This is a genomic window from Neoalteromonas flava, from assembly GCF_002807685.1.
GTDB classification, from domain to species: Bacteria; Pseudomonadota; Gammaproteobacteria; order Enterobacterales; family Alteromonadaceae; genus Alteromonas_E; species Alteromonas_E flava.
Window position 1 is genome coordinate 552,201 of sequence record NZ_PEAX01000001.1, and the last position, 20,999, is coordinate 573,199.

At 45.7% G+C, this 20,999-nt stretch carries 20 protein-coding genes and 1 other RNA gene; 8 read left to right on the top strand and 13 right to left on the bottom strand.

The window, feature by feature from the left end:
* Window positions 1-61 precede the first annotated feature (61 nt).
* The 4 genes from CSH92_RS02580 to tkt all read right to left on the bottom strand — a co-directional run bounded on the left by CSH92_RS02580 (window position 62) and on the right by tkt (window position 5,290).
* The gene (locus CSH92_RS02580) at window positions 62-961 is read right to left on the bottom strand and encodes a fructose bisphosphate aldolase (RefSeq protein ID WP_100656034.1); all 900 of its coding nucleotides are present in this window, start codon (window positions 959-961) and stop codon (window positions 62-64) included.
* Window positions 962-1,044: 83 nt separating this feature from the next.
* Window positions 1,045-2,202 (bottom strand): phosphoglycerate kinase, encoded by a 1,158-nt coding sequence (locus CSH92_RS02585; RefSeq protein WP_100656297.1) that lies wholly within the window; start codon window positions 2,200-2,202, stop codon window positions 1,045-1,047.
* Window positions 2,203-2,215: 13 nt separating this feature from the next.
* Entirely contained in the window at window positions 2,216-3,262 is a 1,047-nt protein-coding gene (gene epd, locus CSH92_RS02590; RefSeq protein WP_100656035.1) for an erythrose-4-phosphate dehydrogenase, read from the bottom strand.
* A gap of 21 nt (window positions 3,263-3,283) precedes the next feature.
* Window positions 3,284-5,290: a transketolase gene (gene tkt / locus CSH92_RS02595; RefSeq protein ID WP_100656298.1), complete on the bottom strand. Its 2,007-nt coding sequence runs from the start codon at window positions 5,288-5,290 to the stop codon at window positions 3,284-3,286.
* A 311-nt stretch (window positions 5,291-5,601) separates the two neighbouring features.
* On the opposite strand from tkt, the gene metK reads away from it, so the two are divergent.
* Complete coding sequence (gene metK / locus CSH92_RS02600; protein ID WP_100656036.1) at window positions 5,602-6,759, top strand: methionine adenosyltransferase; 1,158 nt, start codon at window positions 5,602-5,604, stop codon at window positions 6,757-6,759.
* A 48-nt stretch (window positions 6,760-6,807) separates the two neighbouring features.
* Here the strand turns inward: metK and CSH92_RS02605 are convergent, their stop codons facing one another.
* Both CSH92_RS02605 and CSH92_RS02610 read right to left on the bottom strand, forming a co-directional pair.
* Window positions 6,808-7,212, bottom strand: a complete 405-nt coding sequence (locus CSH92_RS02605) for a hypothetical protein (protein ID WP_100656037.1) — start codon at window positions 7,210-7,212, stop codon at window positions 6,808-6,810.
* Between the two features lie 87 nt (window positions 7,213-7,299).
* Window positions 7,300-8,049: a hypothetical protein gene (locus CSH92_RS02610; protein WP_100656038.1), complete on the bottom strand. Its 750-nt coding sequence runs from the start codon at window positions 8,047-8,049 to the stop codon at window positions 7,300-7,302.
* A gap of 156 nt (window positions 8,050-8,205) precedes the next feature.
* On the opposite strand from CSH92_RS02610, the gene CSH92_RS02615 reads away from it, so the two are divergent.
* The 4 genes from CSH92_RS02615 to CSH92_RS02630 all read left to right on the top strand — a co-directional run bounded on the left by CSH92_RS02615 (window position 8,206) and on the right by CSH92_RS02630 (window position 12,341).
* The gene (locus CSH92_RS02615; RefSeq protein ID WP_100656039.1) at window positions 8,206-9,342 is read left to right on the top strand and encodes a sensor histidine kinase; all 1,137 of its coding nucleotides are present in this window, start codon (window positions 8,206-8,208) and stop codon (window positions 9,340-9,342) included.
* Between the two features lie 3 nt (window positions 9,343-9,345).
* Window positions 9,346-10,005: a response regulator gene (locus tag CSH92_RS02620; protein ID WP_100656040.1), complete on the top strand. Its 660-nt coding sequence runs from the start codon at window positions 9,346-9,348 to the stop codon at window positions 10,003-10,005.
* Between the two features lie 132 nt (window positions 10,006-10,137).
* Window positions 10,138-11,655 (top strand): sensor histidine kinase, encoded by a 1,518-nt coding sequence (locus CSH92_RS02625; protein WP_338063725.1) that lies wholly within the window; start codon window positions 10,138-10,140, stop codon window positions 11,653-11,655.
* Window positions 11,652-12,341 (top strand): response regulator transcription factor, encoded by a 690-nt coding sequence (locus CSH92_RS02630; protein ID WP_100656042.1) that lies wholly within the window; start codon window positions 11,652-11,654, stop codon window positions 12,339-12,341. Before CSH92_RS02625 ends, CSH92_RS02630 begins: the two co-directional genes overlap by 4 nt.
* On the opposite strand, the gene CSH92_RS02635 is transcribed toward CSH92_RS02630, so the two are convergent.
* From CSH92_RS02635 to rnpB, 4 genes are all read right to left on the bottom strand, one after another.
* Window positions 12,338-13,198, bottom strand: a complete 861-nt coding sequence (locus tag CSH92_RS02635) for a delta-class carbonic anhydrase (RefSeq protein ID WP_164084638.1) — start codon at window positions 13,196-13,198, stop codon at window positions 12,338-12,340. The genes CSH92_RS02630 and CSH92_RS02635 overlap by 4 nt on opposite strands.
* A 121-nt stretch (window positions 13,199-13,319) precedes the next feature.
* Complete coding sequence (locus CSH92_RS02640) at window positions 13,320-13,994, bottom strand: OmpW family outer membrane protein (RefSeq protein ID WP_100656043.1); 675 nt, start codon at window positions 13,992-13,994, stop codon at window positions 13,320-13,322.
* A gap of 252 nt (window positions 13,995-14,246) precedes the next feature.
* Window positions 14,247-14,780, bottom strand: coding sequence for a 3'-5' exonuclease family protein (locus CSH92_RS02645; protein ID WP_100656300.1), 534 nt, complete (start codon window positions 14,778-14,780; stop codon window positions 14,247-14,249).
* Between the two features lie 63 nt (window positions 14,781-14,843).
* Window positions 14,844-15,207: RNase P RNA component class A (gene rnpB, locus CSH92_RS02650), an RNA gene on the bottom strand.
* A 225-nt stretch (window positions 15,208-15,432) separates the two neighbouring features.
* On the opposite strand from rnpB, the gene CSH92_RS02655 reads away from it, so the two are divergent.
* Window positions 15,433-16,281, top strand: coding sequence for a cation diffusion facilitator family transporter (locus CSH92_RS02655; RefSeq protein WP_100656044.1), 849 nt, complete (start codon window positions 15,433-15,435; stop codon window positions 16,279-16,281).
* Window positions 16,282-16,583: 302 nt separating this feature from the next.
* Here the strand turns inward: CSH92_RS02655 and CSH92_RS17090 are convergent, their stop codons facing one another.
* From CSH92_RS17090 to zapE, 3 genes are all read right to left on the bottom strand, one after another.
* Window positions 16,584-16,724 (bottom strand): hypothetical protein, encoded by a 141-nt coding sequence (locus tag CSH92_RS17090; protein WP_164084639.1) that lies wholly within the window; start codon window positions 16,722-16,724, stop codon window positions 16,584-16,586.
* Between the two features lie 174 nt (window positions 16,725-16,898).
* Window positions 16,899-17,621 (bottom strand): YebC/PmpR family DNA-binding transcriptional regulator, encoded by a 723-nt coding sequence (locus CSH92_RS02660; RefSeq protein WP_100656301.1) that lies wholly within the window; start codon window positions 17,619-17,621, stop codon window positions 16,899-16,901.
* Between the two features lie 131 nt (window positions 17,622-17,752).
* Window positions 17,753-18,850 (bottom strand): cell division protein ZapE, encoded by a 1,098-nt coding sequence (gene zapE, locus CSH92_RS02665; RefSeq protein ID WP_100656045.1) that lies wholly within the window; start codon window positions 18,848-18,850, stop codon window positions 17,753-17,755.
* Window positions 18,851-19,020: 170 nt separating this feature from the next.
* Between zapE and CSH92_RS02670 the strand changes: the two genes are divergently transcribed.
* Together CSH92_RS02670 and CSH92_RS02675 are read left to right on the top strand one after the other, a co-directional pair.
* The gene (locus tag CSH92_RS02670) at window positions 19,021-19,461 is read left to right on the top strand and encodes a ZapG family protein (RefSeq protein WP_164084640.1); all 441 of its coding nucleotides are present in this window, start codon (window positions 19,021-19,023) and stop codon (window positions 19,459-19,461) included.
* A gap of 68 nt (window positions 19,462-19,529) precedes the next feature.
* Window positions 19,530-20,894, top strand: a complete 1,365-nt coding sequence (locus tag CSH92_RS02675; protein WP_100656047.1) for a DegQ family serine endoprotease — start codon at window positions 19,530-19,532, stop codon at window positions 20,892-20,894.
* The last annotated feature ends 105 nt before the right edge of the window (window positions 20,895-20,999 follow it).

The following is a 20,999-nucleotide window of genomic DNA, read 5'->3' on the forward strand; positions in this document are numbered from 1 at the left end:
GACGCGAACCAAAAAAAAGGAGCCGTACAAGCTCCTTTTCATTGTGATTAACGGTTATTTATCAGGTCAACGACGCTTGATAGATACTTTCTATAGTCGCGTCCAATGTGCCATTGAACTCTTCGTCTGTTTGACCATAGGAAACGCCTTCAGTAAGCGCTCGAGAGAAAGATGCTATCATTCCATTGTTCTCCGATAAGCGCTCATTGGCTTCTTCACGCGAGTAGCCGCCGGATAACGCCACTACTTTAAGCACGTTGGGGTGTTCAACAAGTTCACGGTAAAAATTGGCTTCCTCAGGTAAGGTCAATTTCAGCATCACTAGCTGGTCATTCGCTAGCATGTTCAGTTGCGCCAGTAGTTCAATCTTTAGCATCGCTTCGGCGCGGGCTTTTTGCGGGCTGTTAATATCGACTTCAGGCTCAATGATCGGAACCAAACCAGCAGCCATGATCTGCTTACCAACTTCAAATTGCTGCTCGACAACCGCTTTAACACCATCAAGATTTGCCATCTTGATCACCGAGCGCATTTTGGTGCCGAAGATATCCTGTGCGTTAGCTTTTGCTAATAAAGCATCGAGGTCAGGCATTGGCTTCATGACCTGAGCGCCGTTTTCTTCATCTGCAAGACCTTTATCAACCTTTAAGAACGGTACGACTTGTTTGTCTTGCCAGAGATAATGCGATGATGGTTTGCCTTCAATAGTTCTATCTAAGGTGTTTTCAAAAAGAATTGCGCCAATTACACGATATCCGTTGAATGCTGGGCTAGTAACAATACGTGTGCGCATTGCATGTACCGCGGCAAACATTTCGTCGTCATTGCTGTAGGCATCCTCATTCACTCCATAGAGCTTGAGGGCCTTCGGGGTACTACCACCACTTTGGTCAAGTGCAGCAATAAATCCTGCGTTATTCTTCACTTTTTCAAGCATCGCCAATTGCGCTTCAGACGCCATGTGACTACTCCTTTTGTATTGCCTGTGAGGCGTGTAGGGTCAAAGATTAAATCAGTATTATTATTGTTATTTTGTATAGTTTATCAGTATTTTTCGGCTAAAACCGCTACCGCGGGTAGGGTTTTTCCTTCCAAAAATTCTAAAAACGCTCCGCCACCGGTTGAAATATAGGATACTTTTTCTGCAATTCCGTATTTATCTACCGCTGCCAAGGTATCACCACCACCCGCAATTGAGAATGCTGGGCTTGCAGCAATTGCCTCTGCGAGTGCTTTTGTTCCTGCTCCAAATTGGTCAAATTCAAATACGCCAACCGGACCATTCCAAACAATAGTCCCTGCGTTTGCTAAAATGGCGGCCAATTCTTTGCTCGATTGTGGACCAATATCAAACACCATGTCGTCAGCGCTAATATCCGCAACCGCCTTTGTTTCTGCTACAGCTGATTCAGAAAACTCCTTGCCAGTAACCACATCAACCGGTACCGGAATATAACCGCCACGTTGTTCTGCTTGTTGCATTAAACGCTTAGATTCATCAACCAAATCCATTTCAACTAATGACTTTCCAACGCCATAGCCTTTGGCTGCAATAAAGGTGTTTGCGATACCACCGCCAACGATTAATTGATCCACCTTATCCGCCAGAGACTCAAGCACTGTCAACTTAGTTGATACTTTTGAGCCGCCAACAATAGCAACCAATGGACGTTTAGGGTTTTCCAACGCTTTACCCAGTGCATCAAGTTCAGCCGCTAAAAGAGGTCCGGCACAGGCATCCTGAGCAAATTTAGCAACACCGTGAGTCGACGCCTGTGCGCGATGAGCAGTACCAAAGGCATCCATAACGAATAAATCGCACAATTGAGCATACTGCTTAGCCAGTGCACCCTCGTTTTTCTTTTCACCTAGGTTAAAGCGCACATTCTCAAGCACAGTCACTTCACCCGGCTTAGCATCTACGCCTGATAAATAATCGGTTGCCAGCGTAACATTGACTGGCAAAGCGTCTTGTAAATACTTCACTACTGGTGCTAGCGAATATTCAGCCTCCACTTGGCCCTCAGTCGGGCGACCTAAATGTGACATCACAATAACCGCTGCACCGGCATCTAACGCTTTCTGAATGGTTGGCAATGATGCCCGAATACGCACATCCGAAGTCACTACACCATCTTTAACCGGCACGTTCAAATCTTGTCTGATCAAGACGCGTTTTTGCGCAAGGGCAAAATCGTCCATGGTTTTAATGTTACTAATGGCTTGACTCACAGCGAGGCTCCTTAATTTTGGTTTGCGTTGTGTGCATGACCAGAGCGGTATCCAACATACGGTTGGCGAATCCCCACTCGTTATCACACCAGACTAACGTTTTGATTAAGTGTTTATGACTCACCCGCGTTTGCGTGCCATCGACAATGCACGAGTGCGGATCATGATTAAAATCGCAAGAAACTAACGGTTCTTCGGTGTAACTTAATATATTTCCCAAAGCGCCATGACAGGCTTGCCTGATGGCCTGATTGACTCGTTCAATATTCACGTTCTGATGCACTGTAACACTTAAATCCATTGCTGTTACGTTGATAGTAGGAACACGCACTGCAATGGCTTCAAACTTGCCTGCAAAAGCCGGCAAGATACGTTCAATCCCCGCTGCGAGCCTTGTATCTACTGGTATAATCGATTGGCTAGCGGCGCGCGTTCTGCGCAAGTCAGGGTGATATGCATCAATCACTTGCTGATCGTGCATAGAAGAGTGGATAGTGGTGATGGTTCCACTTTCAACACCAAAGGCAGCATCTAAGGTTTGAATAACTGGCACGATACAGTTAGTTGTGCAACTGCCATTTGAGACTAAACGATGCTCTGGTTTGAGTTCCTGATGATTGATGCCATAAATAATAGTGGCATCCAGATCCGGTGTGCCCGGTTGTGACAACAAAACTTTCTTTGCCCCTGCCTGCAAGTGCAATTCTAGCTGCTCGCGCGAATTAAATTCGCCGGAACACTCCAGCACGATATCAATGTCTAGTTCGTCCCACGGCAACTGGCTAGGGTCGGCCTGATGAAACAAGCGGATACGCTGATCATTAACTAATAAATCACCATTCTCCCGCCTAACCGGAAATTGAAAACGTCCGTGCGAAGTATCGTACTTGAGTAGATGCGCAATACCTTCTGGCGCAGCGAGCTCGTTGATAGCAACGACTTCAATAGCGTTATCGCGACCGGATTCGTAAAGGGCGCGCACAACGTTGCGCCCAATCCGGCCGAACCCATTGATGGCGATACGAAGCACCCGAGAGACTCCGTTGCTCACTTAAGCGTCAAGCGCCAATGCGGCTTCAACGACTGCATCTACGGTAATATTAAAGTGCTTAAATAAGTCTCCTGCTGGTGCTGATTCACCAAATGTATCCATGCCGATAATCGCGCCATTTAAGCCTACATATTTATACCAACTGTCTTTACTCAACGCCTCAACCGCTACACGTTGACTCACCTGCGGCGGTAACACGCTATCTCGATAAGCTTTATCTTGTTGATCAAATACATCGGTAGAAGGCATTGAAACGACTCTAACCGCTTTACCCTGCTGGCTCAATTGCTCAGCTGCATCTACTGCTAACTGAACCTCAGAACCTGTGGCAAGTAAAATAATATCTGGCGTTTGCGCTGCATCTTTTAGCACATAACCGCCACGACTAATATTATTTACTTGCTCCGGTGAACGCTCTTGTTGTGGCATTCCCTGACGGCTAAAAATCAGTGTCGTTGGTCCGTCAGTGCGCTCAATCGCAGATTTCCACGCAACTGCAGACTCCACTTGGTCACACGGACGCCAGTTATCTAGATTCGGCGTTGAACGTAACGCTACCAATTGTTCCACCGGTTGGTGAGTGGGACCGTCTTCGCCCAAGCCAATAGAATCATGGGTATACACAAAAATCGCAGGTTGCTTCATGATCGCGGCCATACGCACTGCGTTGCGTGCATATTCCATAAACATTAAGAACGTTGCACCGTAAGGCTTAAAGCCCCCGTGCAATGCTAGGCCATTCATGATGGCCGACATGGCAAACTCACGCACACCATAGTAAATATAATTGCCTGACGCATCGTCCGCGGTCAACGGTTGACTACCCTGCCAAATTGTTAGATTCGAACCGGCAAGATCGGCAGAGCCACCCATTAACTCTGGCAGCAATGGACCAAATGCATTTAAGCAATTCTGCGACGATTTACGTGTTGCGTCATTGGCGGGATTAGCTTGTAACTGGTTAATATACGCTGCTGACTTCTCTGCCCAATCAGCAGGCAAGTGACCCACTTGGCGACGAGCAAACTCATCAGCAAGGGCCGGATGGGCTTTAGCATAAGCGTCAAATAGTGCATTCCATTCAGCTTCGGCAACTTGGCCTTTCTCAAGTGCGCTCCAGCCGGCATAGATAGATTCCGGGACTTCAAATGGTCCGTACGACCAACCTAACGCTTCACGCGTCAGCGCAATTTCATCATCACCTAACGGTGCACCATGACAGGACTCGGTACCTTGCTTATTCGGAGAGCCAAAACCGATAACCGTTTTACAGCAGATTAACGTTGGCTGCTTAGGATTTGCTTGAGCCGCTGCGATCGCATCCGCAACTTGTGCCGGATCGTGACCATCAACGCCATCGATAACCTGCCAACCATAAGACTTGAAGCGCGCGGGTGTATCGTCGGTAAACCAGCCCTCAACTTCGCCATCAATTGAGATGCCATTATCATCCCAAAACGCAATCAACTTGCCCAAACCTAGGGTACCGGCTAGTGAACAGGCTTCATGTGAAATGCCTTCCATCAAGCAGCCATCACCCAAGAATGCGTAGGTGTAATGGTCGACAATGTCGTACCCCGGTTGATTAAACTGTGCGGCCAACGCTTTTTCCGCAATTGCCATGCCCACCGCATTGGTGATCCCCTGTCCTAGGGGGCCTGTAGTGGTTTCTACGCCTGGTGCGTAACCATATTCAGGGTGACCCGGTGTCTTGCTGTGCAATTGACGAAACGCTTTTAAATCATCAATCGAAACATCGTAGCCCGTTAAGTGTAAAAGTGAATACAGCAGCATCGAGCCGTGCCCGTTTGAAAGAACAAAGCGGTCGCGGTTCGCCCAATCGGGATTGGCAGGGTTGTGCGATAACACGTCTCCCCAAAGCACTTGCGCTATATCGGCCATACCCATTGGGGCACCCGGATGGCCTGATTTGGCCTTTTGCACGGCATCCATGCTAAGCGCTCGAATTGCATTTGCGAGTTCACGACGAGGGGGGGTATTAGACATGTCATCTCCTGATTGATCTTTTTCCAGCGCTAGAGCGTTCTGGATTGCTTGCACAGTCACCGTTTAAGGTCGGCTATTCTCACTCAGAGAGGGCCTTAGTTCAACGGCTTTTGCATTGAAATTTAGCCCGCTACAGTGGTTAAAGCCACGAAGGGTGATTGCACGTTGTGACCGATTGATACAAAGTGTCAAGCTAAGTTAACAAATAGACTTTTAGACGTCTAGAAGTAAAGACTGGTAATTTGTAAGATAGACGTTAGACTATACCCATTAAACCCATTGACTGAATGTCTATGTTAGAGGGAGCCGCAATGGCAAAACATTTATTTACATCGGAATCTGTCTCAGAAGGACATCCGGATAAAATCGCTGATCAAATTTCTGATGCCGTGCTAGATGCGATATTACAACAAGATCCACATGCCCGTGTTGCGTGCGAGAGCTTTGTAAAAACCGGCATGGTATTGGTCGGTGGAGAGGTCACAACCTCCGCGTGGGTCGATATTGAAGAGCTTACTCGCGAAACTGTGCGCAATATTGGTTATACCCATTCAGACATGGGGTTTGATGCGGATTCATGCGCGGTGTTGAATGCAATTGGAAAGCAATCACCTGATATCAACCAAGGTGTAGATCGAGCTCGCCCTGAGGATCAAGGCGCTGGTGATCAGGGGCTAATGTTTGGCTATGCGAGCGACGAGACTGACGTATTGATGCCTGCACCAATCACCTACTCTCATCGCTTAGTTCAACGTCAAGCGGAAATGCGTAAATCGGGTGAACTCTCTTGGTTGCGTCCTGACGCAAAATCTCAAGTGACATTCATCTATGAAGATGATCGTCCAGTGGGTATTGATGCAGTGGTACTCTCTACTCAGCACTGTGATTCAGTCTCAACTTCCGATCTGCGTGAAGCTGTAATGGAACACATTATTAAACCCGTATTGCCGGAACAGTGGTTAAGCAAAGATACTCAGTTTCATATCAATCCAACCGGTCGTTTTGTGATTGGTGGTCCAATGGGCGACTGTGGTTTAACCGGGCGTAAAATCATTGTTGATACCTATGGTGGTATGGCTCGCCATGGTGGCGGTGCTTTCTCGGGTAAAGATCCATCGAAGGTTGATCGTAGCGCGGCATATGCCGGACGTTACGTAGCGAAAAACATTGTTGCTGCGGGGTTAGCAAAACGTTGCGAGATCCAAGTGTCATACGCCATTGGTGTAGCAGAGCCCACGTCGATCAACATTGATACTTTTGGAACTGGTGTGATTGCTGACCACGCTTTGACCCAATTAGTACGCGAACACTTTGACCTGCGCCCTTATGGCTTGATCAAAATGCTTGACCTTGAGCGCCCCATTTACCAACCGACTGCGGCCTATGGTCACTTCGGACGCGATGAATTCCCTTGGGAAAAAACCGATAAAGCGGATGCGTTAAAATCCGCAGCGCAGCGGCTAGCGTAACAAAAAAAAGCGCTCTCATTGAGCGCTTTTTTTATCGCCTAATCAATATTAATCAAAAGGATAATCTTTGGGAAAACCGCAGCGGTGGATATTTATGGCATGATTAGGCAGAGGTGGCTCCTGATAAAATGCCTTTTCAGGAAAGTCCAAATAGACATCAACGCCTTGGCTAACCATACGATGATACATCCATTGTTCGAATAGCCAACCGGCAAACACGCAGACAGGAAAAATAGCGACAAAATGCAACGGTTCCCAATCGCGCAATAATAAAATCACACCCGCTAAAACGACAGTAAATACGACTGGTGCAACCATCAACCGAAGGCAGTAACCAACCTCTCCATAGGTACGAAACATATACAGCCGGCCAACTTGTAAAACATTTCGTTGATATCGCACTCCGCGATGTTTAAGACGTTTGACTCGATCGACCATTTGCTCGGCTAGCATAACTCTACCTGCGGCTGATGTTTAGCGTTGATGTTGCTATGCTAGCGCAAACAGCGCGTTTTAACACCTGTACTTTTGAGTAGCTTATTAGCTGATAGGTTTCGCGTGGTGTAAACCCAGTTTAACTGCGTATTTTTTGGTGATCATATTGGCTGCTATTCCGCCTATCACGCCGGGTGCTATCCAAAATGCTAATTGCCATTGACCTAATTCTGCAAAAATTACGCGCCCCCCAAAGGCTAGAAATGCCGTATATGCGCCAATCGCTGAACCAATAATAGTACCAATATGCTCCAATACCCACTCGCCCTTATTAAGCTGTGTTTTCAAACAGTAACGTAACAAGCCATATCCCAACACACAGCCGAAAAACCCAAATAGCGTATGTAAATGTCGACTACCTATAAAACCGGTAATAGCAAACACTGTGCCGACGATTACCAATGCAACCAAAGGCAAAAGGTAATGCCAGCGGCGCAGCAACTCCCGATTCTGTCGCACCTTTAGTACAGCGACGCCATGTCGAGTAGTAACAAACGACAATAAGCTCAAATACAACAGAAAACTCCAAAAAATTCTGATGCTGGTAATCGCTGCTGCTGGGTCTCTCGCGTTAAGAATTATATCTGCTTTTATTGTCATGGGCGCCACCAGCACCATGATTGCCATGAGTGCACCACTTGCCGCGACTGCGTACATGGTATTCACATAAAAACGTCCATAGGTAACATGATTCAATTGGCCTTTTTTACTGCACATAGGGATCCAAAAAAGTATCAATGCTGCAGTACCTGTCAGTATATGAATGACAAATAAGATCGAATGTATGCCTGACATAACGGAATTCCTCTGAATTATCTCAAGCACTAGGTTACGGATAGTATGAAATGCCCAACAGTGTCAAAAGTCACCACTTTAAAGATGACTTTTGGCCTATTGGGTTAGTGAGCATTTTTCGGCATACTGCGACTAGCCGAAACGGAAAAGCGTTATATGACTCGACAAGCAAAATTATTGACCCAAAGCATAGAGTGGTACAGCGCCTTTTTTACTTGGGTACTGGTAAGCCTTTCCAGCCTTTACTTCATGCAGCAAAGCGAGTCGTTTGCGTTATCCGACCTGCTCATCGTAGCCGGTCTATACATCAGTTTCTTTGTGTCGTGGACTTTTACGATCCGTGACCAGCGCTACAGCAAAGAACCCCATTACCGGATCGCTCTGTTCATTCTCCAAGTAGTCATTATTATCGCGATTTACTTTTCTGTGCCGTATACCTACAACGCAATATTCATGGTGATGGCTGGCACCGTGTTGCCTTATTTCATGAGTATTGCTCGGGCGATAGCTGCGTCACTATTGTTAACCATCCCTTTCTGGCTGATCTTTGCATGGCATTGGCAACGAGAAGGCATGTTGATTACCGCGTTATTGTTTTGGACGTTCAACTTATTTGCGATTGTCATCGTCAATGCCATGCTAAAAGCAGAACAAGTACAACAAGCGTTAGAACAAAAAAATCGCGAACTACTCTCGACTCAAGCGCTGTTAACCGAGGCCACGAAACAGTCTGAGCGGGTTAGAATTGCGCGCAATATCCATGATTTACTTGGCCACCATTTAACGGCAATGACGATAAAACTGCAGGTGGCAAGTCGTCTGAGTGATGCTGCGACAAAACAGCACATTGATGAGTGTTATCAGCTATCTAAATTACTGCTAAGTGATGTCAGAGAGGCGGTTAGCGAAATTCGTGAGAAATCATCACTGGATATCGTTGCCGCTATTCAAGCTATCCAACAAGCGGTTCCGCAGCTGACACTTAAATACGAGATTGCCAAAGATGTGAATATTGATGATGTCAACAAGGCTGAAGCCATTCTGCGCTGTGTTCAGGAGTCCATTACCAATACTCTCAAGCACAGTAACGCTACTGAATGCACAATCTCCTTGCAAAACCTGGCCGAACAATGGCAATTAACCATCTGCGACAATGGTTCTCAAGATCAACCTGACTTTAAACCCGGTAATGGCCTCAAGGGGATCCAAGAACGCATGGAAGCCGTTGGTGGTAGCGTGCATTTTAACGTTACTGATAGCGGTTTTATCACCACCGCAACCATGGAGCGGTAAGTTATGCCGCACAGAGTTCTGCTGGTTGACGATCAAGCCTTAGTCCGTTCGGGCATAAAGAGTTTGCTCAGCTTATCTGAAAGCGTCACAGTAGTAGATGAATGCGCCGACGGACTGGCGGCAGTGCAATGGCTCACCGCAGAGAATCCCCCCGCTGTCGATATCGTTCTAATGGATATTCGTATGCCCCAACTGGACGGCATTGGCGCACTACAACAACTTGCAGAAGCGGGTGTAAACACCCCAGTGTTAATGCTAACGACCTTCGACGATCACGAATTAATCTTACAAGCAGTGCATGCTGGTGCCAAAGGCTATCTACTTAAGGATGTTTCATTAGAAACTTTAATCGAGGCAATTGATGCCGTGATTGCCGGAAACTCATACATACAACCCGCGATTACCGAGCGCTTGCTTTCCTGCATGCAGACCTCAACGCCGCAGCGAGCCTCTGATCAGCAAATAGTAATCGAACCGCTCAGTGTTAAAGAGCAGGAAATTTTGCGTTTAATGGCTGCTGGTTGCAGCAACCGTGAAATTGCCCACAGCATGCATAAATCGGAAGGAACCATTAAAAATCAAGTATCGAGTATTTTAGCCAAACTTGGCGTGAGAGACCGCACAAGAGCGGTTCTAAAAAGTATTGAGTTAGGGATCATCTAACCCTGCAAAAACTGACTTTTGGGGCCTTGCGCATGGTCTTTTTCAATTGTCTAAACGTACTTCTAACATTGACTACATTTGTTTTAAATCACTGTGTATAAAAGAAAACTCTTCTACTTTGGACTGACCACCGTGTTGGTCCTGCTGGTGGCAATAACCTGTACAGCAATTTCCGCACATTTGACGCGCGAAAACATTAAGCAAAGCACAATCGCACAATCGTTGCTGACTGAACATCAACAATTATCCAGTATTTCTTATCGATTATTTAAACAACTGACCGACGGCGTTATTTTTGGCCAACAAGCCAATCAAGCGAATGTACGCAAAAAACGTTCGTTAATCGAGCAATCCCTCAATACAATCCGCCGCCTAGAAATAAGCCAACGCGAGGCACTCGGTTTCGAGGTTACTCAAGGTAGCGTTGAAGATACTGATGAACTAGAGCAAATCATCGACGATATTATTCGTCAATTTGAGGCGCTAGATTTTGCCCAAAACGAAGTACCTTTGGGCCAGCAGGAGCAACTTCGAAGTTTGCTTGAGGTCACCATTGACAATCAGTTTAGAGAATCGATTAATGCCGCTGTTACCCGTCAAAGTCGGGTAGTGGCGGCAATCAATTCAAGGATTGATACGCTCAATACTGCCATGGTGTGGTTTATTCTTGGGCTCGGTGCGTTAGCCGTTCCGCTTATCGTGTATGGTTGTTACTGGCTATTGAACCAACTTTATCAACCACTCGTGATTTTTCGTGAGGCCACCAATAGAATCGCAGCGGGTCACTATGACCAACTTATAACGGTTAAAATGGATGATGAATTTGAAGCCCTCGCAATCGCCATCAATCAAATGAGTGAACGATTGCATGAACATCAGTCCAATGCTCAGCGCAGCCGCAAAGAGCTCGAAATTGAAGTTGAGCAACGCACTAAGGAACTCACCCAGGCCAATCAAAAGCTAACCAAAATTGATTCTCGGCGCCGTCAATTCATTGCTGATGTATCCCATGAACTTCGCACTCCATTAACCATTATCCGCGGAGAAGCTCAGGTTACATTGCGATTAAAATCGGCATCACAAGATGATTACAAAGAGACGTTGGAGGCGATACTAGAGCAGTCAATCAGTTTGAGTCGTTTAGTTGATGATTTACTCTTGCTGACACGGGCAGAGATGAATCAACTACACCTTGATATTCAAGTGACGCAAATTATCGACTTAGTACGAGTAGAAAGTGAGAAATGGCAACGAGTACATGCTGATAGAGATATACAGTTTGTGAATCAGTCAGCACTGAACGAGATCTCAGTTGCTATTGATAAATCTCGCATTCAGCAAGTGGTAGCCATTCTGCTGGATAACGCCATCAAATATTCAGCAGATGGCTCGGCGATTACTATTTCCGTCAATCACAATGAAGATCAAGTAGAGGTTAGTGTGACAGACTGTGGTACTGGGATTTCAGCAGCTGAAATTGAAAATATATTTGAACGATTTGTGCGTTTTTCTAAACACGAGGGCGGCCTTGGACTTGGCTTACCCATTGCCAAAGCGATTGTGGAAGCGCATGGAGGGCACATCCAAGTAACCTCTGAGAAAGGTCAAGGCAGCTCATTCACATTTACGTTAAACAAGGTTGAATCATGAATATATTAGTCGCCGATGATGAAATCCCATTAGCGCGTTTTATTTGCAAAGGCCTGTTAGCTGAAGGCTTCGTATGCACGACGGTGAATGATTTCAATCAAGTTGTCAGCACGGTTAAATCACAAAAACCAAATATCCTAGTGCTCGACAGATTATTTGGTGATGAAGATAGTCTACAACTTTTAGACAAGATCAAAGCTTTACCATCTGCGCCCATGGTCTTAATGTTAACCGCGCTCGATGAAGTTGCTCAACGAGTGAAGGGTCTGCAACAAGGCGCTGATGACTACCTTTGCAAACCTTTCGATTTCGATGAATTATTGGCTCGAATTGAGGCGCTGAGGCGACGGATTGGCTCTCCGCCTTCAACATCACAGAATAGTCTCATCATCAGTGGCTTGGAAATCCGACTAGATGAACGCATTGCGTGGCTGCATGGAGAAGAGCTTTACCTAACTAAACTAGAGTTTGAATTGCTGCTTTATTTAGCGCAAAACACTGGCAAGGTTATGTCGCGAGAAAGGATATTAAGTCGTGTATGGCAAGCCTACTCTGATCCACAAACTAATATTATCGATGTGTACATTAGTAAGCTTAGAAAGAAATTGGACAGTGAGCCTACGCTCACTATCCAAACATTGCGCGGTAATGGCTACCGGCTCGCAAATGAGCAGGTAGACGCTTAGTTGATAGTTGACAACAAAGCAGGATTAACGACCAAGTTGCGCACTCCGTGAGCGTGGTCTTCATTAAACACATTACCTTCACACCATTTTTCTACTGAATTGATGTCCAATACGGCGGTCTCTGGTCGCATGCTCCAACTAACCTGCAAAGGAGAGCCTTGTTCGTTGAACGATGGTCCAGTGGTAGAACCTAAATATTCAACTGGCTTACCTGTATTGCTTGGAATATTGGGTGCTTGCGCATAACCATTAACCATCGCTACTTCAGCTAACTGATTAAAATCAAGTGCATTTTCATCATTCGCCAAAACAAAAACTTGCCCTTCTACTCGTAACCCGGGATTCATAGTGCTGTCGGCTAAACATGCGCCCAATGTCGGGCCAGGCGAAACTTGCGCAGCACTAAACACCCAATGCACTTCAATGGTATCACCACTTTGTAGTGGGTCGCCTTTTGCACCGCAGACTTTTCCTGACACTGGTTTCATTTGAGAATCTGACAATTTACCGTCATAAACATAACCGGTGTTCTTACCTTTGCCGTCACCGTTCCCAGCATAAGTAGTAAAGTCACCGCCTTTATGCTCAGCATTTTTGTGGAAATGGATGTTACATAGGTTCATTTGACTACGGTTCGGCGCGAAACCAAAAACCCGTTGGTTGGTGCCATAAGCCTGATCGATATCACGTGGCGATTGTGGACCAAAACCTTTGCCTGTAGTGTTTTGAGCCAGTGCTGCTCGTTGCGCTGTTACTACACTGTCGTCTACATTCTTTGCCGTCGCCGAGCATGCCATTGCACCTGACATCGCAACTGCAATCACGCCCAATTTATATTTAGTTGTTACGTTTTTCATTTTGTGTTCCTCGCAATTATTAGAGCGGAAATTACTTCATCAATCTAAACTGAATTTTACGCCATTTAGATCAATTTTTTCTTTCATTTACGGATAAAAAAGAAAGTTTTTTCTTACCTTATTAGAAGCGATAACCGATGCTTAAACTATAGACCCATGGATCAATTTGGATTGAGCCAACACTACCGGGTGTGCCATTTAAATCGAACGTGGCTTCGGTATCTATATCAATCCAACGAATAGCGCCATTAACAAACCAGCGTTCGTTAAGCATGAAATCTGCACCAAGCTGAGCAGCGAGACCGAAGGAATTGTCGAGTGATAAATTCGCGAGCCCTGCATTTACGTTTTCTGCAGAAAATTCTTCATCAAAGAAAACTGTGTAGTTAAAACCTACCCCAACGTATGGCTTGAAGGTTGTTTGATTATCACCTAAGTAGTAATTCACAGTTAAGGTAGGAGGAAGATGAGTTACCTCACCCAATTGATTACCGGTTCCTAAAGGATCATTTACCCCAAAATTTACATCGTGCTTAAACGGTGTCGCCGCCAATACTTCGATATTCATGTTGTCAGCGAAGAAATAAGCAACCGTTAATCCCAATTGCGTGTTACTGTCGACACTTAAATTAAAGCCAAGATCGGTGTCATCTAAAAAGACATTGGATGATGCATCATCCGGGCTCACCGTTGCAAAACCACCACGAACTACGATATCGCCAACCTTAAACGCTGACGCGGACATTGGCATCACCAGGGACGTAGCAACTATCAATGACAAGTAAGACTTCTTCATAAAGCACCTTTAATAAACTAATTAACCGCGACACAGCTTATTGACTCAGCCTAAAAAAGACCTTACTCAAACATTAAAATTAGATTAAAAATGGCGGTAAATAATCCCGACACGCCTAGCTCTGGCCTCGTAACACTAAATACAGTCAAGCTATCGCTCAACGTACCGTTTAATCAGCTGTCGGCAAAATCGATATTGTGAGTTAAATCTAACAAGTAGTGTCGTTGCAGCTAAGTCGCACTGAGCAACCAACTAGGGCACAAGATGGGTTACGCGCTGAAAGGTTTGTTGAATTATCATAGCGTCGACACTGGCACGATGACGTGACCCACCATACTCAACGGTGACATCTGATTTGATCATGTCCCATCTAAGTAAGTGAATTTCTTTTAATAATGATTCTAATGGACTTACACGGAAACTCATTTGACAATTAGCTGCCGCATAGAGTTTGATTAACCAAGGCTGATCAACCACCCAACCATCGCTATAAATAGTGCTATCACCAACAAACGCATTCAATGCCAAACAAACATCGATCCCGTCATTCCCATGGCGCAGCAACTTTTCGCGCGTAATGCCGTGTAAACTTGCGGCTTGCTCATCCCAGTGACACCAATCGTCAAAGGGCTTTATCAGGCGGCAAAAACGTGCACCATCGTCACGCACTACTCCCAACTCAATCGGGTAGCTATCTGCGCCGAAGCCGCTGGCTTCTATATCAATGATGGAAGGCAAAGGGGTATTACCTTTAAGCAATGCGTCAATTACACCTAGACCAAGCATAGCCATGTGAACGAGATAAATAAACTATTGATTTGGATGTATCACAACTATTGCAATCGAAAGAAATTGAGCCAGCCGATAAGCCGGGTTCTGTACACTATTGCTAGCGTGACAATCATTCATCTAGGCCAACAATCACTCGTTGGCTCAAGCAACCTACCCGATCCCGATGCGGGCCACAAAATGGGATCCTATTTGGTCTTGCTCCGGGTGGAGTTTACCTCGCCACGAACTGTTACCAGTCGCGCGGTGCGCTCTTACCGCACCCTTTCAGCCTTACCGGCATATGAATATGCTTAGGCGGTCTACTCTCTGCTGCACTTGTCGTCGGCTTGCGCCGCCCAGACGTTATCTGGCACCCTGCCCTCTGGAGCCCGGACTTTCCTCTCTCTTACTAAAGTAAAACAGCGATTGTCTGGCTGGCTCGGGAGCATTATAACTGCGAATGTGAAAGATACCTAGCACGATCCATCTTTCTTATTTGATACATCTATCTAGTACTGCTCTACTATTAATTAATGATAATTACGAACCGTTAAAATTGCATAAGTAAGGCTATAAAATTAACTTAACCACTTGTCATTCAAGCCCAAAACGCTAATGTTAAACCGTGTGTTAGAGCGTAAATGCATTCCACTCAAGAGTACCCATCATGCAAGTTAAACATGTTTTGATCATTGAAGGCTGCTGCAACTTGCTAATCATGGCATGCAAACTAGCGGTTGGTTTGACTACCCATTCAACGGCAATTATTGCTGATGCTTTTCACTCCCTTACGGACGTGGGCAACAATGTAGTAGCATGGTTTGCTTTAAATCAGGCCCAACAACCCGCTGACAACGACCATCCCTATGGCCATCAAAAATATATTCCGTTAGCAATTTTCTTTTTAGCGACTCTACTTGTAGTGCTAGCAGTAGAAGTCGTGGTTACAGCGATCGAGCGCTTTGGTGAGCCAGTTGAGCAAAGTTTCATAGGACTGGCGATTTTAATGGGTGCGCTTCTTGCCAATGCACTCCTCACGGCATGGCAAAGCTATTGGGCTAAACGGTTAGCGTCAGAATTATTAGCGGCTGATGCAAAACACACGTTTAGTGACGTATTGTCGTCAATTGCGATTATTGTGGGTTGGCAACTGGCTGTAAGCGGCTGGCCTTGGTTAGACACCTTATTCGCCCTCATTATGGCCGCAATTATTGCCTACCTAGCTTATAAATTATTCAAGCAGTCCATTCCTATTCTAGTAGACAGCACCACCGTGGACCATCGAGATGTAAAAGCCAAAATTCAGCGCTTAGATGGGGTCGATGCTATTCGTCAAGTGCGCACGCGCTTCGATGGAGAGCGCCTAATTGGCGATATTATCATAGTGTCGCCAAGCAGCTTGAATGCCAATGAGTCACATGAAATTGCTGACCGAATTGAACGACTATTAGCACAAGAGTTTGGCATTGCTGATGTGATTGTGCACATTGAGCCTGCCCCAACATGCAGAGATTAAACTGCCACATTGTCTTATAGGCTAATCAATTGCTATGTATGCTCGTATCGTCCATTAGACGGGCCGAAATAGGCCTGCTCTGCGCCCGACTTCGGTAAATAAACCAACTAGCACGAGAACGATTGAGGCTACGATAGCGACCTCTTGCCACTTTGCTGTAACAGTCAACAGACTGAACGCCAGTCTAGCTGCAAAAACTATAGAAAAAATTAGGGTTATCGCATAGAGCAGCAGAAATATAATGTGTCTAAATTTACTCACATTGTTTACTCCAAAAAAGAGGGAGCTATCTCCCTCTGGAATTATTCGTCAGAAGTATCAGTGGTTCTCTCTGACATTTTGTCGCCAACTTTACTACCAGCGTAACCCAATCCGCCACTGATAGCACCGAGCGCCATACCAACCAGTCCGCCGCGAATACCTCCGACTAAACCTGCTGCCATGGAAAGCCCGAGTCCACCTGCAGTAAAATCACCTCAGTAGTGTATGTCTGAGCTATTAGGAAAACAGCTGATCCTTGGCCTAGTCATCGGCCAGTCTGTTGCGCACAAAAAAGCCCTCTGAAATGAGGGCTTTTAGAGGGGGACTAACTCCCTTAGGTCACGCGATGTCAGTGACTATTCGGGTAAAACGGCATTGTGATAAACATCTTGTACATCGTCGCAATCGTTGAGCATATCCATAAACTTTTCAAACATAGCAACATCGTCACCACTAATGTCTACGTGAGTTTGAGGTACAAAGGAAATTTCTTCCGTTTCAAACGTCATATCAGGATAGGCTTCAGTCAAGGCGGTTTTAACTTTGTAAAACTCAGTGTGCGGCGCAAATACGCTGATCTTACCTTCTTCTTGCTCAACGTCGGTAACGTCAACATCGGCTTCCATCAAGACTTCAAGCACAGCATCTTCGTCTTCACCGTCGAATTGGAAAATAGCTTGATGATCAAACATATGCGCAACAGAGTTTTGTGCGCCCAAGTTTGACTTTGTTTTGGTGAAACAATTCCGCACATCCGTAATCGTGCGATTCGCGTTATCGCTTAGGCAATCAACGATAACCATACAGTTGCCAGGGCCAAACCCTTCATAGCGCATTGGCACAAAATCTTCACCTGCACCACCCGCGGCTTTATCGATTGCTTTCTCGATAACATGGCTAGGTACTTGGTCTTTCTTAGCCTTATCCATCAAGCGACGCAGCGAAAGGTTGGCGTCTGGGTCTGTGCCACCATTTTTCGCACAAACATAGATTTCTTTACCGTATTTCGAATAAACCTTAGTTTTAACGCCCGCAGTTTTTGCCATGGCATTTTTACGTACTTCGAATGCTCTTCCCATCGTAATCTCTTTTTTTAAAATTGAAGCCAGTTGCGTGCAATTACTCATGCAAAGCGCAATTGGGTATCTTAATTGAATGCAATTTCTGTTGCGGGATTCTACCTATTTTCTAGCTCGGATAACAGTCGCTACTACGGTAAATGTTGCTTACTTAGGTATTCATGTGACTGCATTTCCTGTAAACGACTTAAACAGCGTTTGAATTCAAAACTCAAACGTCCTTCGCTGTATAAGTGTTCCATTGCAACTTCGGCAGAGATAATCAACTTAACGTGGCGCTCATAAAACTCATCCACCATCGCAATAAAACGTCTTGCGACATCGTCGTTCTCTTGCCCCATTGGCTTAACATTCGCCAACAGTACAGTGTGATAGATACGACTAATTTCGATATAGTCTGTTTGACTGCGCGGCCCATCGCATAGCGCAGAAAATTCAACCATGACCACGCCATCAGCATCACGCAACACCGGAATCTTCCGCCCCTCAATGGCGATTGCACAGTTTTCCTTGCCCACATCTGGCGCTAACTGAGTAAAATATCGGTGTAAGTTTTCGGTTGCAGCAGTATCCAGTGGATAGTGATAAATTTCTGCTTGCTCCAGGGTTCTAAGACGATAATCAACGCCACTGTCCACATTGATGACACGCGTGTTTTGATTGATCAAATCAATTGCGGGTAAAAAGCGCGCACGTTGTAAACCATTGCGGTATAACTCATCCGGTATAATGTTTGAAGTTGCGACTAATACGATCCCATGCCCAAACAGGTATTCAAACAGTGTCCCCAAGATCATGGCATCAGTGATATCAGAAACAAAAAACTCATCAAAACAAATCACCCGGGCCTCTTTAGCGAGATCTGCTGCAATTGTTTTCAGCGGGTCGCTCTGTCCAGCCAGAGGCTTAAGCGCTTGATGCACGCGATGCATGAAACGGTGAAAGTGAATACGCAATTTATTTTCAAACGGTAAACACTCGTAGAAAGTATCAACCAGATACGTCTTACCACGACCAACCCCACCCCAAAAATACAGACCTTGAATAGAAGGCTTGTTCATTCCTTTACCAAAGGTTGCTTTAATTTTTACTCGCCAAGTCAGCTTTTTTTTCGGTTGGGTGAGTTCATCGTAGAGACGTTGCAGTTCCTGCACCGCCATTTCTTGCGCCGCATCATAATGGAAATCCGGTTGTTTTAAATCTTGCTGATATTTTTCAATTGGCGTCATCGGAATGAATACTACCTTTTACTCGTGCTAATGCTTGAAACTGAGCCCTGACTCCCCATTTAGGGGTTAAGAGTAACAAAGCGTAAATCATACTAATGAATCTGCGCAAATGCGATGATGCTTTGGTATAGTTTAAACAGTTATTAGTCCAAAGCATGAATGGAGTAACCATGGAAATTGCGATTTCGATCGGATTAGTTATCGTTGGAGCCGTTATCGGTTTTTTTGTTGCACGTTTTATCTATGCGCAACAAGGGAGTGAGCTAGCCGCTAAAGCTGCAGAGAAAACAGTTCGAGCAGTGCTGGTGCAGCAAGCCGAGCATCATGTATTTCAGGCTCGTCAAACGTTACAAGGGCTGAAACATCAGATTGACGTTTTGGAAGAGCAGATCGGTGATTACGAAGCGCAAATTCAACCGGATGACGCCTTTGAAGACTCTCCGAAAATGACCTTTTTTGGAGAGCAAACAACTGCACTATTAAGAAACTCGCAGCGTCAGCGCAAAAGTGCATCGAATGCTAACTCTGAAGAGCAACCACGTGATTTCGCCAGCACCGGCGCTTCAGGGTTGTTCGTCGACGATAAACGGCATTCAAACGCGAAAGAATAACCTTTGCTGAACTAATTTTTGGTAAAGAAGTCATTGTAGCTAAGAACAAAATAGGAGTATCAACCTTAATGAGCAAACAATTACGGTCGTTGGTAGTTATTTTTAGTATTGCAGCAGTGTCAGTGTTTGCAAGCGGGTCCGCTTTGTCTGCACTACCGTTTTTCAATAGCAGCAAGGATGAGGTGCCATCATTAGCACCGATGCTTGAAGAGGCGACACCTGGCGTGGTCAGCATTGCGGTAGAGGGGACTCAAACTGCCCGTCAGCAAGTGCCAGAAATGTTCCGCTACTTTTTCGGTGGTCCAAATGAACAAGTACAAGAGCGCCCGTTTAGAGGGCTCGGCTCAGGCGTGATCATTGATGCCGACAAAGGCTATGTGGTCACTAATAACCATGTGGTCGATAACGCCGATAATATTACCGTGAAGCTTACCGACGGTAGAGAGTTTGAAGCCAAAAAACTTGGCGCTGACCCACAAAGTGACATCGCTTTACTGCAAATCGACAGTGAAGGTTTAGTGGCAATCCCACTGGCTGATTCTGATGAACTGCGTGTGGGTGACTTTGTTGTTGCCATCGGCAATCCTTTTGGTCTAAGCCAAACCGTCACATCAGGAATCGTCAGTGCCTTGGGCCGTTCAGGGCTAAACATTGGAGGCTATGAAGATTTCATTCAAACCGATGCGGCAATTAACCGCGGAAACTCAGGCGGTGCCTTAGTCAATCTGCGTGGTGAACTCATTGGTATTAATACTGCGATTTTTGGCCCAGGTGGCGGTAACGTCGGTATTGGTTTTGCTATCCCTAGCAATATGATGAAGAGTTTGGTTGACCAAATCATCGAATTTGGTGAAGTGCGCCGTGGCTTGCTAGGAATTTTAGGCAGCAATATTGACGCGGGCCTAGCAGAAGCAATGGAGTCAAAGGTCAATAAAGGTGCCTTTGTCAATGAAGTGACGCCAGACTCAGCGGCAGAAAAGGCTGGCTTGCAACCCGGCGACATCATTATCGCTTTGAACGGTCGCTCTTTGCATTCGTTTGAAGAGTTACGCGCCAAAGTCGCTAGCTTAGGAGCCGGTACTGAAATTGATTTGACCATCGTTCGCCAAGGCGAAGAAATGACCAAGCAAGTCGTCCTAGGTGATGCGGGTGCTACGGTTGCCAGTGCCAAGGATATTCATCCGGCCCTAGAAGGCGCAACACTTGCCAATGGTCAGGACAATAGTGGTAACCGGGGCATTGAGGTCAGTGAACTTGAGGCTCGCAGCCCTGCAGCGCGTATTGGTTTACAACAAGACGATGTGATTATTGGCGTTAATCGCCAGCGCGTAACCACGATTGGTGAATTTTCATCCGCCATTGAAGGTGCCAGCGGAGTGATTGCACTTAATGTTAAACGCGGCAACTCAACGCTTTATTTGGTTATTCGATAATTCACACAATTTTTCGTTTTTACTCGTTAAGGGCAACGCCAGTTGCCCTTTTTTATGGGGCGTTCATCAATGGCACTTTGGCTTTTATGGCCTAGTGTTGTTACA

Excerpts from the sequence above, each read along its gene's own strand:
- CSH92_RS02675 (WP_100656047.1), top strand. The coding sequence starts at position 19,530 with ATGAGCAAACAATTACGGTCGTTGGTAGTTATTTTTAGTATTGCAGCA.
- tkt (WP_100656298.1), bottom strand. The coding sequence starts at position 5,290 with ATGTCTAATACCCCCCCTCGTCGTGAACTCGCAAATGCAATTCGAGCG.
- CSH92_RS02645 (WP_100656300.1), bottom strand. The coding sequence starts at position 14,780 with ATGCTTGGTCTAGGTGTAATTGACGCATTGCTTAAAGGTAATACCCCT.
- CSH92_RS02620 (WP_100656040.1), top strand. The coding sequence starts at position 9,346 with ATGCCGCACAGAGTTCTGCTGGTTGACGATCAAGCCTTAGTCCGTTCG.
- CSH92_RS02640 (WP_100656043.1), bottom strand. The coding sequence starts at position 13,994 with ATGAAGAAGTCTTACTTGTCATTGATAGTTGCTACGTCCCTGGTGATG.
- CSH92_RS02615 (WP_100656039.1), top strand. The coding sequence starts at position 8,206 with ATGACTCGACAAGCAAAATTATTGACCCAAAGCATAGAGTGGTACAGC.
- CSH92_RS02580 (WP_100656034.1), bottom strand. The coding sequence starts at position 961 with ATGGCGTCTGAAGCGCAATTGGCGATGCTTGAAAAAGTGAAGAATAAC.
- CSH92_RS02660 (WP_100656301.1), bottom strand. The coding sequence starts at position 17,621 with ATGGGAAGAGCATTCGAAGTACGTAAAAATGCCATGGCAAAAACTGCG.
- zapE (WP_100656045.1), bottom strand. The coding sequence starts at position 18,850 with ATGACGCCAATTGAAAAATATCAGCAAGATTTAAAACAACCGGATTTC.
- CSH92_RS02630 (WP_100656042.1), top strand. The coding sequence starts at position 11,652 with ATGAATATATTAGTCGCCGATGATGAAATCCCATTAGCGCGTTTTATT.
- CSH92_RS02635 (WP_164084638.1), bottom strand. The coding sequence starts at position 13,198 with ATGAAAAACGTAACAACTAAATATAAATTGGGCGTGATTGCAGTTGCG.
- CSH92_RS17090 (WP_164084639.1), bottom strand. The coding sequence starts at position 16,724 with ATGGCAGCAGGTTTAGTCGGAGGTATTCGCGGCGGACTGGTTGGTATG.
- metK (WP_100656036.1), top strand. The coding sequence starts at position 5,602 with ATGGCAAAACATTTATTTACATCGGAATCTGTCTCAGAAGGACATCCG.
- CSH92_RS02610 (WP_100656038.1), bottom strand. The coding sequence starts at position 8,049 with ATGTCAGGCATACATTCGATCTTATTTGTCATTCATATACTGACAGGT.
- CSH92_RS02670 (WP_164084640.1), top strand. The coding sequence starts at position 19,021 with ATGGAAATTGCGATTTCGATCGGATTAGTTATCGTTGGAGCCGTTATC.
- CSH92_RS02585 (WP_100656297.1), bottom strand. The coding sequence starts at position 2,202 with ATGGACGATTTTGCCCTTGCGCAAAAACGCGTCTTGATCAGACAAGAT.
- CSH92_RS02605 (WP_100656037.1), bottom strand. The coding sequence starts at position 7,212 with ATGCTAGCCGAGCAAATGGTCGATCGAGTCAAACGTCTTAAACATCGC.
- CSH92_RS02655 (WP_100656044.1), top strand. The coding sequence starts at position 15,433 with ATGCAAGTTAAACATGTTTTGATCATTGAAGGCTGCTGCAACTTGCTA.